This is a genomic window from Candidatus Polarisedimenticolaceae bacterium, from assembly GCA_036376135.1.
Lineage (GTDB): Bacteria > Acidobacteriota > Polarisedimenticolia > Polarisedimenticolales > DASRJG01 > DASVAW01.
Window position 1 is genome coordinate 34357 of sequence record DASVAW010000059.1, and the last position, 18095, is coordinate 52451.

The window sequence follows — 18095 nt, forward strand, 5'->3', positions numbered from 1 at the left end:
GCCGCCGGGAGGTTTCCTGGCGGCGTTTTTGTTTTCGCGCGACGATCCGCCGATGTATCTCCTCTTCTTCCTGTCCGGCGCGACCGGGCTGATCTACCAGGTCGTCTGGCTTCGCCAACTGGTCCTGGTCTTCGGTTCCACCCTCGAAGCCACCAGCGCCGTGCTCGGCGTCTTCATGGCCGGTCTGGCTGCGGGCGCGTGGGCGGGCGGTCGCTGGATGGACCGTCGCCCGGGGGCGTCTCCCCTTCGGGTCTACGGGATCCTCGAGATCGGCGTCGCGGCGGCTGCGCTGTCGGCCGCATTCCTGCTGCCGCGGGTCTCGATTCCGGCGGAGTTGGGCGAGCCTTCCCGCTCCGCGGCGCGGCTGCTCGCGATCGCCGCCCTGCTCCTCCCCCCGACGCTGCTGATGGGCGCGACGCTCCCCGTCTTGTCGCGGCGGGCGGTGCGCGACCCGCTCCTCGTCGGCGGCTCGGTCGGGCGCCTGTACGCGGTGAACACGTTCGGAGCGGTGGTCGGGACGTTCCTGGCGGCGTTCGTGGCCCTCCCGTCCGTCGGGCTTCGCGCCACGAGCGCGCTCACCATCGGGGCGAACGTCCTGCTGGGCACGGTTGCGATCGTCGCTTCGCGACGGACGGGCGAGGCTTCGACCGTCGTCACCCCGCCGCGCGATCCCCGACCGGCCAACGTCGCGCAGGCGCTTCCGCTCCTGGTGTTCGCCGCGTCGGGATTCGGGGCGATGGTTCTCGAGGTCGCCTGGACGCGGGCGCTCGGCCTGGTCTTCGGCAGTTCCGTCTACGCGTTCGCGCTCATGCTGCTCGCCTTTCTCATCGGCCTCGCCTCGGGGGGGGCGGGGGTCTCCGCCTGGCTGCGCCGTCGTCCCGACGCCGACGGCGGCGCTTTGCTCGCGCTCCTTCTCGCCGCCTCGGCCGCGGCCTCGTTCGCAACGGCATGGGGACTCCAGGCCCTCCCGGGCATCGCCGCGTCCTACCTCATCCGGGGCTCGGAGGCCCCGATCGGCTGGTTCGCCCTCCAGTTGGGGCTGGCGCTGCTCGTGATGTTCCCGTCGACGTTCGCCCTTGGGGGCGTGTTCCCGGCCGTGCTCCACCGCTGTGCCGTGGCGGGGGACGGCGTGGCCGGCAGCGTCGGCCGCGTCTACGCGTCGAACACCGCCGGGACGATCCTCGGTGCGTTGGCGGCCGGCTTCGTCCTCGTCCCCCGGTTCGGCGTGTGGGGGGTCCTCCTCGGCGTCTGCGCGCTCCAGGGCGCCCTCGCGTTGACGGCGGCGCTCGGCACGGCGCAAGCCCGGTCGTCGATGCGAGCCGTCGCGGTCGGGCTCGCCGTCGCCGTGATCGGAGCGCTCGCGATCGCGCGACCGGGATGGGACGCCCTGCTCATGAACTCCGGCGTTTACTACAACGTCGACACGGGGCCTGGGGCGCCCAGCTGGCCCGAACACCTGGCCAAGCTGCGCGCGACGAGCCGGATCGTCTTCGTCGAGGAGGGGCGCACCGCGTCGGTGATGGTCGTGGATCACCTTCCGTCCCGCGGGCGTTATCTCGCGGTGAACGGCAAGGTGGACGCGTCGTCCAGTGCCGACCTCGAGACCCAGCTGCTGATGGGCCACCTGCCGATGTTGTTCCGTCCCGGCGCGAAGGACGTCCTCGTCGTGGGCCTCGCGAGCGGCATCTCCGTGGGAGCGGTCGCCGCGCACCCCGCGGAGACCATCCGGGTCGTCGAAGTCGAGCGCGCGATGGTGCGGGCCGCCCGGGAGTTCGCCCGCTGGAACGGGGACGTGCTCGACGACCGTCGCGTCGAGGTCGTCGTGGACGACGCCCGGCATTTCCTGCGCCGGGATCGCGGCGCTTACGACGTGATCGTGTCGCAGCCCTCGAATCCGTGGATGACCGTCGCCGCGAACCTCTTCACCCGCGAGTTCTTCGAGATCGGTCGGAGCCGACTGCGCCCCGGCGGCGTCTTCGGCCAGTGGATCCAGCTGTACGGCCTGCGACCGGAGGACGTGGCCTCGGTGGTCGCCGCATTCCGGTCGAGCTTCCCGAGCGTGATGTTGTTCAGCACGATGGGGGGCGTCGACCTTGTCCTCCTGGGTTCGGAGACGCCACTCCGCTTCGATACGGCCTCGCTGGATGCCGCAATGAGCGAGCTCCGGGTGCGCATGAGCCTCGGGCGCGTCGGGATCCACCGATCGGACGACCTGCTCCCGCTCTTCCGGGTCGGGGACGCCGAAGTCGACTCCCTGCTGGGGGGAGCCGTCACCAACAGTGACGACAACGGTCGCGTCGAGTTCCGCGCGCCCAAGGCGATGCAACTCCAGACGATCGACGCCAACGCCGAGTGGCTGTGCGCGGCCGGAAGCGACCCCGTCCGTTACCTCCGGCCGGAGCCCCCCGCCGACGACGCGGACCGCCGACGGCTCGCCATCGCCGACCGTCGGTTTCGGCGAGGCGAGACGATCTGGGGGATCGCGAGCGCCCGGCTGGCCCTCCAGGGTCGGTTTCGCTCGGAGGCCACAGAAATGCTGCGAGGCCAATCCGTCCAAACTCACTGATTCCGGAGCTTTTCCGCGCTTGCGTCGCGTCGGTCCTCGACGTATAGGCTGGCGGGGTCTCGAGGAACCGGAGACATCGATCTGGACGCGATCGAGGTCTCGGGGGTGGGTGGTTCATGACGGAATTCAGGGGGGTGCGCCTTCCCCGGCGCATACGTTTCCTGCTTGGCCTCGGGATCGCAGGCGTCCTGTCCGTCCTCGCGGCGCGGGCACAAACCGTCGTCTGGGTGGACGACGGCAACTGCCCCGGCCCGGGGACCGGAACCGAGGGCGACCCGTACTGCAAGATCCAGACGGCGATCTGCCAACACCGCAACGACGCAGGAGGCGTCACCGTCCGCGTGTTGCCGGGCATGTACAACGAAGCGGTGCGCCTGTTCCCCAACGTCGATCTCGTCTCGACGGACGGGCCTTCGGCCACGACGATCGACGGCAACGGCCAGCCCTGCTTCACCTCCGCCTGCATCCCGAGCACCACCGCCCTGCAGTGTTCGACCGTGTACTTTCCGACCGACGCCAGCGGCCGCCTCGAGGGCTTCCGCGTCATCGGCGGCAAGGGGATCCGGCAGACCTGCAGCGGGACGTGCGACGCGCTCATCGGCGGCGGCATCACCGTCTTCGCCTCTTCTCCGACGATCACGCGCAACGAGATCATCGGCAACGTCCTGACCCGGGCGGCCGGAACGACCACCGTCTACTTCTACGGGGGCGGCATCTACGTGCAGGGTTCCGGGAGCAGCGGGGCCGTGGCCAGCCCCGTCATCACCCGGAATCTCGTCGAGGGGAACGACGCCAACCCTCCGTCGGGGAGGAACAACGCCCCCTCGCGCGGCATCGGCGGCGGGATCTACGCCGGGTTCCTGAGCTCCCCCACCATTCGGGAGAACACCGTCACGAGCAACGGCGCGGGCGACGGCTCGGCCGACCAGATCGGCGCCGGCGCGGGAATCGCCGTCTACAGCGGATGGAACAACACTTCCGCGAACGTGCAGCGGAACTTCGTGAAGGGGAACGACGCCGCGGACTACGGCGGGGGGATCCTCCTCGGCGAGTCGAATCCCAACGGCGACGCGGTCACCGATCCGTCCCGCGGCGCGATCGAGAACAACGTCGTGGTGGAGAACATCTCGTTCGACGGAGGCGGTTTCTACACGGCCACCACGTTGGCGACCATCCGGAACAACACCGTCGCGGACAACATCGCGGCGGTCCGCGGGTTGTTCGGAGGGACCGGCGGCGGGTTCCACATCGACCCCCCGACCACCGGGACGCCGCAGCCCACGCTGGTGAACAACATCGTCGCCTACAACGCGGCGAACGCCGGAGCGAACGGCGGCGGACTCGGCGGCGGGCTGTTCGTGAACACCGGAGCGAACCCCACCGTCCGTTTCCAGGACCTGTTCGGCAACACGCCCACCGACGTCGGAGGCTCGAAGGTCGACGCCGACTACATCGGGCAGAACGGGACCGTCAGCGTCCTCCCCTCGTTCCTGAATCGAACCGCCGGCTCGCGGGACTACCGACTGCTCGCCGCGAGCGCGGTGATCGACGTGGGCGACGCGGCCCAGACGCCTGCCGCGGACTACGACGGGGCCCCGCGGCCGCAGGACGCCGGATACGACGGCACCAACATCGTGGACATGGGTGCGTTCGAGTTCTCGCCCGACTTCGACGGCGACGGGAACGTCGACTGGCAGGACGCGGACGACGACAACGACTCCGAGCTCGATCCGAGCGATTGCGCCCCGCGAGGCAAAGGGGTCAGCAAGCAGCCCGACCCCGTCGACCGGACCCTGCGTTACGAAAAGCAGGGGAACAACGGCCGGTGGAAATGGGATCGCTCGAAGCAGGGACACACCTACAACCTCTACCGCGGCACGATGCTGCGCCCGTGGGTGTACGGCGAGACCTGCATCGACAACGAAAATCCCGCCTCCCAGACGAACGACAACGACGCGAACCCCGCCCCCGGGTCGGGCTTCTACTATCTGCTCAGCGCGCGCAACACCTGCGGCGAGTCGGCCAGCGGGAAGGACAGCGCGGGTCAGAGTCGGTTCTCGACACCCGCGTGCGGCTCGGCGAACCGCGACACCGACACCGACGGAGTGAAGGACAACCAGGACAACTGCCCGGCGGCCACGAACGCCGCGCAGGGCGACGTGGACATCGACTTCGTCGGCGACGCCTGCGACAACTGCCCCTCGCTGTTGAACCCCGACCAGGCCGACCCCGACCTCGACGCCCGCGGCAGCCTCTGCGACAACTGCCCCGCGATCGCCAACGCCGATCAGCTCGACGGCGACTCCGACGGCGCCGGCGACCTTTGCGACAATTGCGCCTCGTCGATCAACCCCGACCAGCTCGACACCGACCTGGACCGCCTGGGCGACGCGTGCGACGTCGACGACGACAACGACGGGCTCGGCGACGTCGCGGACAACTGCCGCGTCGTGGCGAATCCCGACCAGGTCGACCTCGACCTGGACGGTTTGGGCGACCCCTGCGATCCCGACGACGACGGCGACGCGGTGGCCGACGGGCTCGACAACTGTCCGCGGCTGTCGAACGCCGGCCAAGTGGACGTCGACCTCGACGGCCGTGGCGACGCCTGCGACAACTGCGCGTTCCTTGCCAACGCCGGACAGGAGGACGGAGACCTCGACGGCGTCGGGAACGTCTGCGACAACTGCGCCTCCGCGGCGAACGCCGACCAGGCGGATTTCGACGTCGACTCGATCGGGAACGTCTGCGACACGGACGACGACAACGACGGCGTGTCGGACGCCACCGACTGCGCGCCGTTGAACGCCGCCTTGTCCGGACCTCCGGGGCCCGTCGGTGCGACGGCGGTGGACAAGAACCCGGGGACGACGCTGTCGTGGGCCGGCGTGACGAGCGCCGATCGGTACGACGTGCTCAGCGGCAGCCTCGGCGCCCTTCGCTCGGACGGCGCGGTGACGTCGGGGACCTGTGCGTCCGACGACGTCGCGTCGACGACGTGGACGGATCCGCGCCCGGACCCTGCGGCCGGGGACGGGGTGTATTACCTCCTGCGCGCCCAGAACGTCTGCGGCGCGGGCGGGTACGGCACGTCGAGCTCCGGCGCCGCCCGAACGCCGACGGCGGATTGCCCCTGAACGGCGCGGTTGTTTCGCCGCAGTAACTCGGCTACGATGCGCCTTTCGCCGCGAGGCCGGGTACCTTTCGGGGTGATTCGGGGGGTGGTTCACCGGCTCCGAGGAGGCGTGCGTTCATGAAGCTCGGTTCGACCTGGCAACGCGCCGCGATGGCTCTCGCCGGCGTGGCGATGGGAATGTCGATTTCGTGCAGCGAGGCGGATCCCATCCCCCCGAGCAGCGGGGCGATCGCGGTGAAGGTGCAGGCCTCGACGACAGGAACCGGCCGATACGAGTCGGTGACGTTCCCGCTGTCCCAGCTCGTGGTTCGACCTCTCGACCCGCTCACCGAGGCGGCGACGGGCGGGTATCGGATCTCGCTCACCTCGTCGAGCCTCGTCGCCGATCTGGCCAGCGGCACGGCGGCGGTCCGGGCGGCCGCACTCCCCGCGGGCAGGTATCGGCTCGAGCTGCTTCTGATCGGGGAGCCGGTCCTGCGGGACACCACGTCGCCACTGCCGACTCCGACGACGTGCATCGAAAAGCTGGCCCGGGTCCCCCTCGGAGGCGACGGCGAGTTGACCGTTCCTTCCGTCGCCTACGTGGAGAGCGATTTCCCGGGCTGGATCCTCGACGTCTCGTCGAGTGCGCACGAGATCGCTCTCTCGGTCGACGCGCCGGCGCTCGTCCAACTCATCGAGAACTCGTTCACCTGCGACGACTCGAGCGGAACCGCGGACCTGACCGCGTTCGACAGCAACGGCTACCGCAACGGCTTGCTGCCGCTTCTCACGTTCCAACCCTGACGTGGATCCTTCACGCTGCGGAACTCGGCTCCGGGGGGCGGTCGTCCTGCTCGCCGGCGTTCTGGCCGTGGCGGGTTGTTCCACGTCCGAATCCCCGTTCCCCTCGACGGGAGGCGTCTTCGTGACGCTTCGCGCGACCGGCCTCGGGAGTCAGGCGACTCCGGACGCTCGCGTCCAGTACGTCCGCTGGGAGGTGGACCGCTTGGTCGGCGCCATCTCGGAGCCCGCCATCGAGCACCCGTTCGTGACCTCCTCCCCCTGCATCGTCGCGGCCTCCCCGGTGACGGACGGCGACGTCCGCCGTTGCAGCGGCGGAAGCGGCTTGACTCTGACGGCGGGCACCCCCCGCACCCTCACGCTTCAGGTGCAGATCGGTCGGCTTGACGGGATCGCGGCGCAGCGTCCGGACCTTCCGGACGGCGGCGACTACGACGGCGACGGCGTCCCGAACGGATCGGACAACTGCAAGCTCCTTTCGAATCCGCCCGTGGCCGGCGACGACGGCGTCCTCGCGCAGCCCAAGGACTGCTACATCCTCGACGTCAACGGGGAGCGGACCCTGCCGGACCAGGACGGCGACAAGCTCGCGGACAGCTCGGACAACTGTCTCTGGTTCCCGAACGGCAGCGACCAGACGGACGCGAATCTCAACGGGATCGGCGATGCCTGCGAGCGAACGCTCCCGGCGTCGTTGCCCACCGGCGGCTTCGCCATCCGCTGCCCGGGAGAGTTCACCGTCGCCGAGAGCGGGCTTTCGCTGTTCATCGTGGACTTCACCCAGGCGCTGACGTGCGACTTGGTGGGGGGCACGTGCAACTTGGCGCTTCCCGCCGTCGGTCAGTCGACCGCGATCACGATTCGTCGCGCCGATCAGGATGCGTCGGACGCGGTGGACTGCACGCGCATCGACCTGCCCTAGGGTCGGATCACGCCCTGGCGGGACGCCGGCGACGGCGCCCGGTGCCGTGTTCGAACAACCCGTCGAGGATCGAGGCAAGCGTCGAGGGCTCCACCGGTTTGGCGATGCAACGTTGCGCGCCGCATTCGAGGATGCGCGACTCGGTCTCCGGAGTGTAGTAACCGGTCATCGCGAGCACGATCGTCGAGGCCGTTTCCGGGTCCGCCTTGATCGTCCGACAGACCTGGAACCCGTCGAGTCCTGGCATCCGGAGGTCGAGGATCACGGCATCGGGCCGGAAGGTGGCGACCAGACGCCCCGCCTCGAACCCATCGGCCGCGGTCATCACCTCGTAAGCGTTCGCCCGGGACGAGAGATGCTCGGCGATCACCTCGCGAATGCCGGGCTCATCGTCGACCACGAGCACGCGGGCGCGTCCCGAACCGTCTCGCAGCTCTTCGGGAATGGGAATGCCGTTCTCGCGCATGAAACGCACGAGATCTTCACGACGGATGCGGCGGTGGCCGCCGGGAGTCCGGAAAGCCGGGAGACGTCCCGCATTGACCCAGTTGATGATCGACAGCGGGGACACGTGACAGAGCTTCGCGGCTTCGAACGTCGTGAATACCGACTTTTCTCTCATTCGCCTACCTAAAAGAAATACAAGTATTGCAAGCTGCCGACAAGAATATGTACCGATTCGGCAGCATTGTCAAGATCCCCGGAGGTCAACCCGACTCGGTGGGACCCGCCGATTCGTCGGGCATTCCCTCCACGAGAATCGGTTCGCTTTGCTCCGGAAGATGGGGCTTTCCCGAGAAGTCGATCCAGTGCCCGGACCGGGACGCTTTGGTTTCGAGGTAGAAGCGATTGTGCGGGTTGGGCGGCAGGATGTGGGGCACGCGACGCGAAACCCGGATGCCGTACTGCTCCAACTGCCGGATCTTCGACGGGTTGTTCGTGAGGAGTGCGACCGACTGCACGTCGAGGCTGGCGATCATGTGCGCCGCGATCGCGTAGTCCCGCTCGTCGTCACGGAAGCCGAGCGCCAGGTTCGCCTCGACGGTGTCCATGCCGCGATCCTGAAGCGCGTACGCGCGGATCTTGTTGATCAACCCGATCCCGCGCCCCTCCTGACGCAGGTAGAGCAGCAGCCCCCGTTCCTCGCCCCCGAGCCTCCCCAAGGCCGCCTCCAGCTGGTCCCGGCAGTCGCACCGGAGGGAGCCGAGCGCATCGCCGGTCAGGCACTCGGAGTGGAGCCGCGTCGGCACGTCCGCCGCGCCGACGATGTCCCCCCGCACGATCGCGACGTGCTCCTTGCCGTCGCGGTTGTTCCAGAACGCGACGATCCGGAACGTGCCGAACCGGGTGGGGAGTTCGGCGACCCCGGTCACGCGAACACACAGTTTCTGCGGACCGTACCCTTCGCACTCGTGGACGCGATCCCGCTCGACGAGCGCTTCGAGCGTGGCGGCCGCTCCGGACATCGTCATGCCTCCGCGGAAAGGACCCGCGCGAGGGCGAGCCCGGAAAGGAAGGCCCCTTCCACACCGGCGGCGGGGTCGAACGCCTCACCCGCGAGGCCCAGCGCCCCGGCCCCTCGGCACGGTACCACGAGCGGTCCGGCGAGCGTCTCGCTCGGCGCGATCCGCGCACGACGCCAGACGTGCGTCTGCAGCCACGCCGGTCGGCGCACCCAGTCCCCGTAAAGGCGCGCCGCCTCCTCGAGGATGGCCGCGCCCCACGACGCCGGCTCGGCCTCGAGGTGAGCCAGGGACCACGCGGGTCGGGCCTGCAGCACCAGCACGCGCGAGGCGGGCGAGCGACGCTTCGACGAGTCGTGGGACGCGACCTGAAGCACGGCCGACGACTCCGGGTAGGCAACGTGCCACGAAGGCTCGGGCGCGTCGGGCGGATACCCCGCGATCGTGGTCAGACACGGCACCGTCCCCAGGAGAGACAGCGGCCCTTCCACGCGCTCCAGTGTCTCCCGCGCCGCCGGCGCCGACGAGAGCAGGGCCAAGACGCTCTCCACCGGCAGCGTGAGGAACAGCCGATTGGCGAGGATCGTCGAGCCGTCCGCGACGACGGCGCGCCAGCCGTCGCCCGTCGGCTCGACGAATCGCACGTTCGAGCGCAGCCGCACGTCGAGGCCACGCGCGAGGTGTTTCGGGAAGACGGACACGCCGTCGGCGTACGCGATGCTGCGCTGACCGTCCCGAAACGCCGCCGGGTGGCACGGCGGACCCGCCCCCGACGATCGCGTGGGCCAGCCCTCCGCTGGAGCACCGTCGACTCCCCCGAGGGCGGCGAGGAAGCGCGGGTCGGCCCCGTGGAGGAAGAGGACGCCGTGATCGACGGGCTGACCGTTCACGCGCCGCGTGGCGCAGCGGCCGCCGACCCCCGCCGCGCGCTCGAGCACGATCGTCCTCGCCCCGGCCTGCGAGAGAGCGCGCGCGCAGGCGAGACCGGCGACGCCCGCACCGACGCCCAGGACGTCGGTTAGCTCCGGCTTCATGGATCGATCATCGTAGGAGAGCCCTGCCCGGGCCGCTACGTTCCGGAAGGGATCGCCTTTCCGAAACGGGCCGGGAGGTGGAAATCGGCGGGACTCGCGAGTGTGGGCGACCACGCCTGGAACTCCGCCGCGCCCGACACCGGCCGCTCGATCCGATAGACGTTCGTCCGGAGGGTCCCCGGGCCGTTCAGTCCGATGGCAGCCCACGGCAGACGCACCTGGACGGTCCACAACGCGGCAGCGCGATCCACGCGAACCGTCCAGCGAAGCCCCGCGGCCGACCACCCGCGATCGACGTGCATCGTGCGCCGATCGCCGTCGGGATTGTCGACCCAGGCATCGAACAGCGTTCCGAGCGGGTTCCACTCGAGTTCGGCGTAGGCCGACGGGGTCTCCGCGCCCGCGGCGACGAACCACTCGACGACCTCCTCCTCCCAGAGCGGCGCATCGCGGAGAAGATGGGTGGACCAGATGTCCCGGTCCCGACAGCGCACCTGCAAGTGCAGGGCCGCCGGATCCCAAACGAGCCGGGCCTGGGTCGGGTGCGCCGCGGGCGAACCGTCGGTCGCGCGGACCAGCTCGAGAGGCGGGAAGTCGTCCCACGACTGGGGACGGCTCCACAGGTCCCGCTCGGAGACTCGGCCGCGGGACGGGACGAGGTGCTCCGGAACCGGTCCCGTCAACGGTCGGCGCCCCGGAGCCGCGACAGCTCCGCGCGGAAAAGGGCGACGTCGTCGACGACCACCGCTTGCGCGAGACGGGCGGCATCCTCGAAACGACGCGCGGATCCGCCGCCGAGAAGCAGCGCGGTCCCGTCGGGGAGCGCGCGACGCAACCGGAGCAGCTCCGCCGCGAGATCCCCGTCGCGATCGCGGAACACCACGCTGAGGGCGACCGCGCGTGCACCGCGTTCGACCGCCACCTGAGCGAGGTCCTCCACCGGCACGTTCGGCCCGAGGTAGGTCACCCGCCATCCCTCCGCCGCGGCGACGACCGACGCCATCAGGGCGCCGAGCTCGTGTTGTTCCTCGGGAGGCGTCGTCACCACGATCTCCGGTCCCGCGAACGATCGGGCGTGACTTTCCCGCAACGCGTCGAGCAGGGCGCGCACCAGGGCGGACGCGAGGTGCTCGTGGTGGATGCGCATCGAGCCACGCAGCCACTCGTCTCCGACCGCGTTCATGAGGGGCACGAGGAGCTGCTGCAGGAGGACCGGCGTCGCGAGATCGATCGCGGCGCCGTGAAGCACGGCTCGGAGGCGCTCCCCGTCGAGTGCGCGAACGGCCTCCAGGGCGGCGCCGAACCGCGCCGCGGCGACGGGGTCGCCCGGAACGGGCTCCGCGGCACGGGGAGCCTGCTGCACGGCGGATTCGTCCGCTTCGACCACGCGACGCAGTCTCGGCGTGTCGAGGGAGGCGACCTGCCCGATCGCGCGGCCGAGCAGCGTGGCCCTGCGCAGGAGCAGGAGCCGATCGAGATCGTCGTCGGAGTACAGACGTCGATTGGTCGTCGACCGCCGGGGGCTGACCGCGCGATAGCGACGTTCCCAGACGCGGATCACGTCCGGGCTGAGCCCCGTGCGGCGGGAAACCACCTGGATCGGATGTCTGGGCTCGGAAGTCGCGTCCGCGTCGCGCACGGCGAGACGTTAGCGGCGCGTTCAGCCACTGTCAAACCCGACGACCTTTCGGAACGCGACAGCGCCTGGACACCCTCGTGACGGCGCTCACATCTGGATGATGCCCCGTTTGAGCGCGAACCGGATCAACGCGGTTCGGTCGTGAACGTCGAGTTTCTCCATCAGGTGCTCGCGATGCGACATGGCGGTCTTCACGCTGATCCCGAGGAGGTCGGCGACCTCCTTGTTCGACTTCCCTTCCGCGACGAGTTTGAGCACCTGCTTCTCGCGGTCCGTCAGCCGCTCGTACGGGTCGTCGCGCAGCGTCTCCGCAGCGGGCTGGCGGGCATCCTGGAACGCACCGCGCGCGATCTCGGGGTCGAGCACGAGCCCCCCCCGCGCCGCGGCGCGAATCGCCGCCACGAGTTCCGAGCCGGCCGCCTTTTTCAGCACGTAGCCGGAGACTCCCGCTTTGAGGAAACGCGCGACGTACTCCCGATCGTCGTATTGCGTGAGGACGAGGATGCGGGCCCGGTCGTTCTCGGCGCGGATCGCGAGCGTCGCCTCGAGCCCGCCGAGTCCGGGCATGGCGACGTCCATGAGGATCACGTCGGGGTCGAGGCGACGGGCCTCCCGGATCGCCGCATGACCGTCCTCGGCCTCGCCGATCACCTCGACATCCCCCGCGGCCGCGAGCAGCGCACGCACGCCGTCGCGGACGAGCGCATGGTCGTCCACGATCAGGACCCGGATGGGGTCAGCCACGCACGGCCTCCTTCCGAAGCGGCACGCGCAGGGCGACGTGCGTTCCCTCGCCCGGAGTCGACTCGACTCGGGCCTCCCCGCCGAGCGCCTGCATCCGCTCGCGCATCCCCAGCAGCCCCAGCCCCGCACCGTCGGGAGTCGGCGTGGCCGTCGCCGCGGGCACGAACCCCACGCCGTCATCCTCGATGTCGGCCCGCAACTCGTCGTCCAGGCAGGCGACCTGGATCCAGACCCGCTCCGCCCGGGAGTGGCGCGCCACGTTGCTGAGCGCCTCCTGGAGCGCGCGGAACACCCCCAGCTCGACCTCCATGGGAAGAGGGCGTGCCGTCGCCTCGAAATCGACGTGCGCCCGGATCCCGAACGGCTCCAGGTGACGCTTCGCAAGCCACCGCACCGACGCCTCCAGCCCCAGGTCGTCCAGCACGCTCGGCCGAAGGTCGTAGATCACCCGGTGCAACTCGTCGAGCGAGCGGACCACCAGTGCCTTGGCGTCGGCGAGGCGCTCGCGCGCGACGGCCAGGTCCTCGGAATCGGCCGCGAGATCGACGCTCATCCCGAGCGCCGCGATCGCCTGACAGGTGTCGTCGTGGAGCTCCCGGGCGATGCGCTTGCGCTCCTCCTCCTCGGCCCGAAGCAGCTTTCGAAGCAGAAGGCCGCGCTGCTCGTCTTTGAGCCGCAGCTCCGCGTACAGCCGCTGGAGCTCCCGGGTGCGCTCGTCGACGCGACGATCGAGGTCGCGGTTGGTCCGCGTGAGCGCGTCGTGCGACTCCTGGAGCGCGGCCCGCATCGCCTCGAACGCACGGCTGAGCGATCCGATCTCGTCCGAGCCCAATTGCGGGATCGGATGGGAGAGGTCCCCCGCCGCGATCCGCTGCGCCGCCGTGCCGAGCCGCGCGATCGGCTCGCGCACGCTCCACGCGACTCCGAGCGCGAGCACGAGGCCGAGCAGCGGCACGATCGTCGCGAGCGCGTCCCACGGGCGCCGCGCCCGTCGAACGTCGGCGAAGAGCGTGGTCTCGGGCTCGCTGACGAGCACCCCCCACGGCACCACGGCCACCGGCGCCCACGCGTGGTAGATCGGGTCCTCGTCCGAGGACGCCGCGGAGCCCGCGGTCCGTCGCGCCCGGAGCGTCGCGACGACCGCCGAGTCCGCGATCGAACCCGCCCGCGACGGATCGGTGGAGACGGCGATGACGCCGCGGTCGTCGAGGAGGTCCACGACCGCGCGCCCTCCCGGACCGAGCTCGGCGAGCGTCGCCGCCCAGGACGCCGACTGGACCTCCCAGATGGCGATCGCCGCCTGGACCCGGTGGCCGCTCGAATCGCGCAGCGCGACGGCGGCACCGACCACCGGGCTCCCGTCGGGAACCGTCAGGACACGCACGGCGCTGCGGCCGGTGGAGAGGACGTCCGCGGCGAACCGCACGGCTGCGTCCGCCTGGGAGGCCGAGGCGCCGCCGGCGGGCTCCTCCGCGAGGATCCGGCCCTCCGAGGAGACGAGCGCGACCGTGGTGACCATCCGCGAGCGGGCCCGAACGATGCGCATCGAGGTGCGCTGCGCGTCGGTCTCGCCGACCCACGGGGTCTGGGCGGGGACCGACGCGAGGTTCTCGAGCGTCTCGCGAAGGCGGTGCTCGCTCTGGTGGGCGACCGCGCGGGCGAGGGACAGCCGCTCGGCGATCACGCGCTGTCGGAGCGCCTCGACGCCGGCGAAACCGGCCCAGCCCAGGATCGCCGTGGGGGCGAGCACCGCCGCCAGCACGGCCGTAACCAGGCGCGCACGGAGACCGTGCCGCCACGACAGCGCATCGGTCGGGTGTTGCCCGGCGTCAGGCCTTTCGGCGGGCGGGATCATTCCCCGCCTCCATCCTCTCGAGCTCGAGCGGGTGCTCGTGATGCATGCGCTCGCGGCTGATCTTCCCCGTGAAGATGGCCGTGTCGAACGGGAAGACGTCCGGCGAGAGATGCGCGTTGTAGATGTGCCACGTGATGACGACGAGGAAGGCCATCAGCCCCTCGTTGCTGTGGGCCACTTTCGCGGCCGGGACGAGCTGGCCGGGGAGGAAGGCGGTGAAGAAGACCGGATAGTAGAGGAGCAGGCCCGTGAACACCATGAGCAGGCCGCCCGCGACCATGCCCCAGTATTCGAACTTCTGACGATAGTCGTAACGGTCGAACTTCGCGCCGTGCGACTCGAGTCCGAGGTAGTAACGCAGCGTCCGGATCGCGTCCGCGAAGTCCTGGCGCGTCGGCACCATCGTGAGCTTGAAGCGACCGGTGAGCGAGAAGAAGCCCACGTAGAGGAGGTGGTAGACGCACAGGACCGAGAAGAGGATCCCGCTCACCCGGTGGACGAGCCGGAGCGTCTCGACGCCGCCGACCGCGGAGGAGAACGACTGGGCCCACCCCGCCGACCAGTACTTCTGCGGGAAACCCGTGACGGTGAGGATCGTGAACAACGACATGATCGCGAAGTGCTCGAGGCGCTGCGCGACGTTGAATCGGACGATCTTCTCGCTCATCGGTTCACCACCACGCGCCAGAGGTGCAGGAGGATCTGGAGGCAGAGTCCCCCGATCATGAACGGGATCAGGACGAGGTAGCCGACCTTCACGAGCCACACGAGGGGTGCCTTTTCGAGGGTCGGCTCGTAGTGGGACAACCAGGCGGCCGGGAAGTTCTCGGTCGCGCCTTCATGACATTTCTGACAGGTCTTCGCGAGGTTCGCGCGGAGGACCGGCGAGTCGGGGTCGTCCGCCCTGGCGATGTCGTGAACGCCGTGGCAGTCGATGCACAGCGCCGTCGGACGCGGCGCGCCCGTTTCGGTGGAGTCCTTCGCCGCGGAGAGCTGCGTCGTCGTTCCGTGGAAGTCCCAGAGGTAGGTCTCCACCACGTTGGCGGACAGGCCGTACTTCTTCATCTTCTCGGGGTCCGAGTGGCACTTGCCGCACAACTCGTGCACCCGTACGAGCCAGGCCTGCTGCGTCGGATCCGGGATGTCGTGCGACCGGTGGCAGTCGGTGCAGACGGGAGCGTCCTGGTTCCCCTTCTCCAGCAGGGCCTTGCCGTGCACGCTCTCCGCCCACTTCCCGTTGACGTCGAAGTGGCAGCCCGCGCAGGTCTCCGAGATCCGCGTGCGCGGCTCGGAGGCCTTCTTCACGTCGTGCGCGCCGTGGCAGTCGATGCACGACGGCGCGGAGGAGTTGCCGCCGGCCCGGAGCTTCTCGTGCACGCCGTCCCCGGCCTGCTCGTACTTGTCGAGGTGGCAGGACTTGCAGCCGTCGAGGAAGCCCGCCTTGAATTCCGCCGCGTTCTTCGCCGACCGCGCCGGATGGGGGTAGGCGTCGTACCCCGCGTGGCAATCGGTGCATTCGAGGGAGGCGTGCACCGAGGAGGTGAACTTCTCCCGGTCCACGTGGACCGGAACCGATTCGCCGCTCGGCAGCGTCGCGGTCATGGCCGCGTCCGCGTGGCACGAGAGGCAGCCGTCGAGCTGCGACCCCGCCGCCGTTTCGGCAGCGGTTCGCGCCGGAGCGAGGACTCCGGCCAACCCGACGGCAAGCACGAGCAGTCGTCGCATGGCGTCCCTTTCGATCCCTTTCCCGGGCCTGCCGACCGGGAGGGCGGTGCATGGGCGGCCTGGAGCCGAAGGTCGCCGACGTGGTCGACGAATGTAGCCTGAATCAAGATAAAAAGATAGAGAACTCGGTTTATCAAATGTATAATCCGGCTCGTACGCTCCTGTTCAGGGAAGCGAACCGGCCGTGCCGGGTGGCGGCGCCGCGCTTTTTCGACGCTTCGAGTGCCTCCGCCCTCGCGCCGACCGATGCCGCCGGGCAAGCGACCCGGGGAGGCGGTCTGAAATGCTGTCGCGGAGCTCCGAATACGCCATTCGCGCTCTTTCCTACATGGGGGCGCGGAAGGAACGGGCGTTCATGCTGAGCCGGGAGATCGCGGAAGAGCTCGGCATGCCGCCGCCGTTCCTCGCCAAGGTGCTGCAGACGCTGGCCGGAGCGGGAATCCTCGAGAGCCAGCGCGGGCGCGGCGGAGGCTTCCGCCTCGCGCGCGACCCCGAGAAGCTCTCCCTGTTCGAGGTCGTGGAGCCGTTCGACCACCTCGCCGATCGGAAGATCTGCGTGCTCGGCCAGAAGACCTGCTCGGAGGAGACGGCCTGCCCGCTCCACCACGCGTGGAAGGCCACGCGCGGGATGTTCCTGACGGCCCTCGAGGGAACGACGCTGGCCGCCGTCGAGCGGATGAACGTCCCGGGCGGCTTCCCCTGGCGCGCCAAGCCGAATCCGGTGCCGCCGGCGACCGCCTCGAGGTCCTGACTCAGCGCAGGCGGAACAACGCGCGCGCGTTCGCGCTCGCGGTTCGCGCGAGCGTCTCCGGCTCCTCGCCCCGGAGCTGCGCCACCCGGTGCACGGTCGCCGTGAGGTGCGCGGGCTCGCACCGCTCGCCGCGATGCGGTGCGGGGGCGAGGTACGGCGCGTCGGTCTCGAAGAGCAGGCGTTCGGAAGGGCAGGCTCGCGCGGCCTCGCGGACTTCCTCCGCGTTCCGGAAGGTCACGACTCCGTTGAACGCGAGCGACCAGCCGAGCTCGAGGTAACGCTCCGCCTCGCGGATTCCGGCCGTGAAGCTGTGGATCACCCCCCGGCATCCGGCGTGCTCCTTCAGGATGGCGGCGAGGTCCTCGTGCGCGTCGCGTACGTGGATCACGACCGGCAGGTCGAGATCCCGCGCGATCTCGAGCTGCCGACGGAATCGCTCGGCTTGGATCGGGCGAGGATCGAGGGCGTAGTGGTAGTCCAGGCCCACCTCGCCCACCGCGACGTACGCACCCGAGCGAAGCCCTTCCGCCAGGCGCGCGAGGTGGTCGTCGAATGCGTCCCCCGCGGCGTGGGAGGAGAACGGATCGAGCCCCGCCGTGCAGACGACGAACCCCGGGTGGCGACGCGAAAGCTCCACCACCCGCGCCGCATCGTCCACCCCGGTCCCGATGGTCACGCAGCCTTCGAGTCCCGCGTCGCGGGCGCGGGCGATCACCGCGTCGACGTCGTCGCGGAATCTCGCGTGGGTGAGGTGACAGTGCGTGTCGATCATCGGGAGAGGTTAACCTAGGGACCTTCGCGGAGGTGTCCCATGTCCGAGCCCCTCGTGATCTACATCGGCGAGAAGAACATCTCCTCGTGGTCCATGCGCGGCTGGGTCGCGCTCAAGCACAAGGGCGTCCCGTTCGAGGAGCGCACGATCTCGCTCGTGCACGATCCCGACCGCGTCGAGCGGCGTCGGGTCTCCCCTACCGGCCGGGTTCCGGTCCTCCATCACGGGGCGGTCGTCGTCCCGGACTCCCTCGCCATCATCGAGTACCTCGACGAGGTGTTCCCGCCCCCGGACCACCCGCCGATGTGGCCCGCGGACCGGGCGGCGCGCGCCCACGCGCGTTGGCTCGCGGCGACGATGCACTCCGGCTTCGCCGCGCTGCGCGAGTCGATGTCCTTCAACCTGTGTTTCCTGCCGAAACGTCCGGAGCCCACCTCCGCCGCGCTCCGGGACGCGGCGGAGATGCTCGGCCTGCTCGAGGGCGCGCTGACCGCGAACCGGCAACCCGGCCCTTACCTGTTCGGGGAATTCGGCGCCGTCGACGTCATGTACGCGACGGCGGCCTGGCGCCTCGTCGCGTTCGAGGTCTCCACCCACGCGACGCCGCGCGCCGGGGCGTACCTTCACGCCGTCCTCGAGCATCCGGCGGTCCGGGCCTGGCTGGATGCGGCGCGCGCGCTCCCGCCGGTCGAGCGGGAGTAACGG

General features: G+C 70.1%; 16 protein-coding genes. 6 read left to right on the plus strand and 10 right to left on the minus strand.

The features are described 5' to 3' along the window. Positions 1 to 52 precede the first annotated feature (52 nt). The 4 genes from VF139_05780 (at position 53) to VF139_05795 (ending at position 7407) form a co-directional block, all read left to right on the plus strand. Positions 53 to 2566, plus strand: a complete 2514-nt coding sequence (locus tag VF139_05780) for a fused MFS/spermidine synthase (protein ID HEX6850897.1) — start codon at positions 53 to 55, stop codon at positions 2564 to 2566. 116 nt (positions 2567 to 2682) lie between these two features. Next, on the plus strand, positions 2683 to 5703 hold the full coding sequence (locus VF139_05785) for a thrombospondin type 3 repeat-containing protein (GenBank protein HEX6850898.1): 3021 nt from the start codon (positions 2683 to 2685) through the stop codon (positions 5701 to 5703). Positions 5704 to 5819: 116 nt separating this feature from the next. Beyond that, the gene (locus tag VF139_05790) at positions 5820 to 6488 is read left to right on the plus strand and encodes a hypothetical protein (GenBank protein HEX6850899.1); all 669 of its coding nucleotides are present in this window, start codon (positions 5820 to 5822) and stop codon (positions 6486 to 6488) included. 121 nt (positions 6489 to 6609) lie between these two features. Next, on the plus strand, positions 6610 to 7407 hold the full coding sequence (locus tag VF139_05795) for a thrombospondin type 3 repeat-containing protein (protein HEX6850900.1): 798 nt from the start codon (positions 6610 to 6612) through the stop codon (positions 7405 to 7407). A gap of 7 nt (positions 7408 to 7414) precedes the next feature. On the opposite strand, the gene VF139_05800 is transcribed toward VF139_05795, so the two are convergent. The 9 genes from VF139_05800 to VF139_05840 all read right to left on the minus strand — a co-directional run bounded on the left by VF139_05800 (position 7415) and on the right by VF139_05840 (position 15867). Continuing rightward, a complete protein-coding gene (locus VF139_05800; protein HEX6850901.1) occupies positions 7415 to 8029 on the minus strand; it encodes a response regulator in 615 nt (204 codons plus the stop codon). Between the two features lie 85 nt (positions 8030 to 8114). Further along, on the minus strand, positions 8115 to 8873 hold the full coding sequence (gene ribA / locus VF139_05805) for a GTP cyclohydrolase II (protein ID HEX6850902.1): 759 nt from the start codon (positions 8871 to 8873) through the stop codon (positions 8115 to 8117). 2 nt (positions 8874 to 8875) lie between these two features. Beyond that, positions 8876 to 9904: an FAD-dependent oxidoreductase gene (locus tag VF139_05810; protein HEX6850903.1), complete on the minus strand. Its 1029-nt coding sequence runs from the start codon at positions 9902 to 9904 to the stop codon at positions 8876 to 8878. 35 nt (positions 9905 to 9939) lie between these two features. Then, positions 9940 to 10587 (minus strand): carbohydrate-binding family 9-like protein, encoded by a 648-nt coding sequence (locus VF139_05815; protein ID HEX6850904.1) that lies wholly within the window; start codon positions 10585 to 10587, stop codon positions 9940 to 9942. Continuing rightward, entirely contained in the window at positions 10584 to 11543 is a 960-nt protein-coding gene (locus VF139_05820; protein ID HEX6850905.1) for a cobalamin B12-binding domain-containing protein, read from the minus strand. The genes VF139_05815 and VF139_05820 overlap by 4 nt, the downstream gene beginning before the upstream one ends. 87 nt (positions 11544 to 11630) lie before the next feature. Then, on the minus strand, positions 11631 to 12287 hold the full coding sequence (locus VF139_05825) for a response regulator transcription factor (protein HEX6850906.1): 657 nt from the start codon (positions 12285 to 12287) through the stop codon (positions 11631 to 11633). Beyond that, entirely contained in the window at positions 12280 to 14142 is a 1863-nt protein-coding gene (locus VF139_05830; protein ID HEX6850907.1) for a HAMP domain-containing protein, read from the minus strand. Before VF139_05830 ends, VF139_05825 begins: the two co-directional genes overlap by 8 nt. After that, positions 14117 to 14809: a cytochrome b/b6 domain-containing protein gene (locus VF139_05835; protein HEX6850908.1), complete on the minus strand. Its 693-nt coding sequence runs from the start codon at positions 14807 to 14809 to the stop codon at positions 14117 to 14119. The genes VF139_05830 and VF139_05835 overlap by 26 nt, the downstream gene beginning before the upstream one ends. Next, the gene (locus tag VF139_05840) at positions 14806 to 15867 is read right to left on the minus strand and encodes a cytochrome c3 family protein (protein ID HEX6850909.1); all 1062 of its coding nucleotides are present in this window, start codon (positions 15865 to 15867) and stop codon (positions 14806 to 14808) included. The genes VF139_05835 and VF139_05840 overlap by 4 nt, the downstream gene beginning before the upstream one ends. 283 nt (positions 15868 to 16150) lie before the next feature. On the opposite strand from VF139_05840, the gene VF139_05845 reads away from it, so the two are divergent. After that, positions 16151 to 16618: an Rrf2 family transcriptional regulator gene (locus VF139_05845; GenBank protein ID HEX6850910.1), complete on the plus strand. Its 468-nt coding sequence runs from the start codon at positions 16151 to 16153 to the stop codon at positions 16616 to 16618. A gap of 1 nt (position 16619) precedes the next feature. Here the strand turns inward: VF139_05845 and VF139_05850 are convergent, their stop codons facing one another. After that, entirely contained in the window at positions 16620 to 17390 is a 771-nt protein-coding gene (locus VF139_05850; protein ID HEX6850911.1) for a TatD family hydrolase, read from the minus strand. Positions 17391 to 17429: 39 nt separating this feature from the next. Here VF139_05850 and VF139_05855 point away from each other — a divergent pair, with 39 nt between their 5' ends. After that, on the plus strand, positions 17430 to 18092 hold the full coding sequence (locus tag VF139_05855) for a glutathione S-transferase (protein ID HEX6850912.1): 663 nt from the start codon (positions 17430 to 17432) through the stop codon (positions 18090 to 18092). Positions 18093 to 18095: the final 3 nt, after the last annotated feature.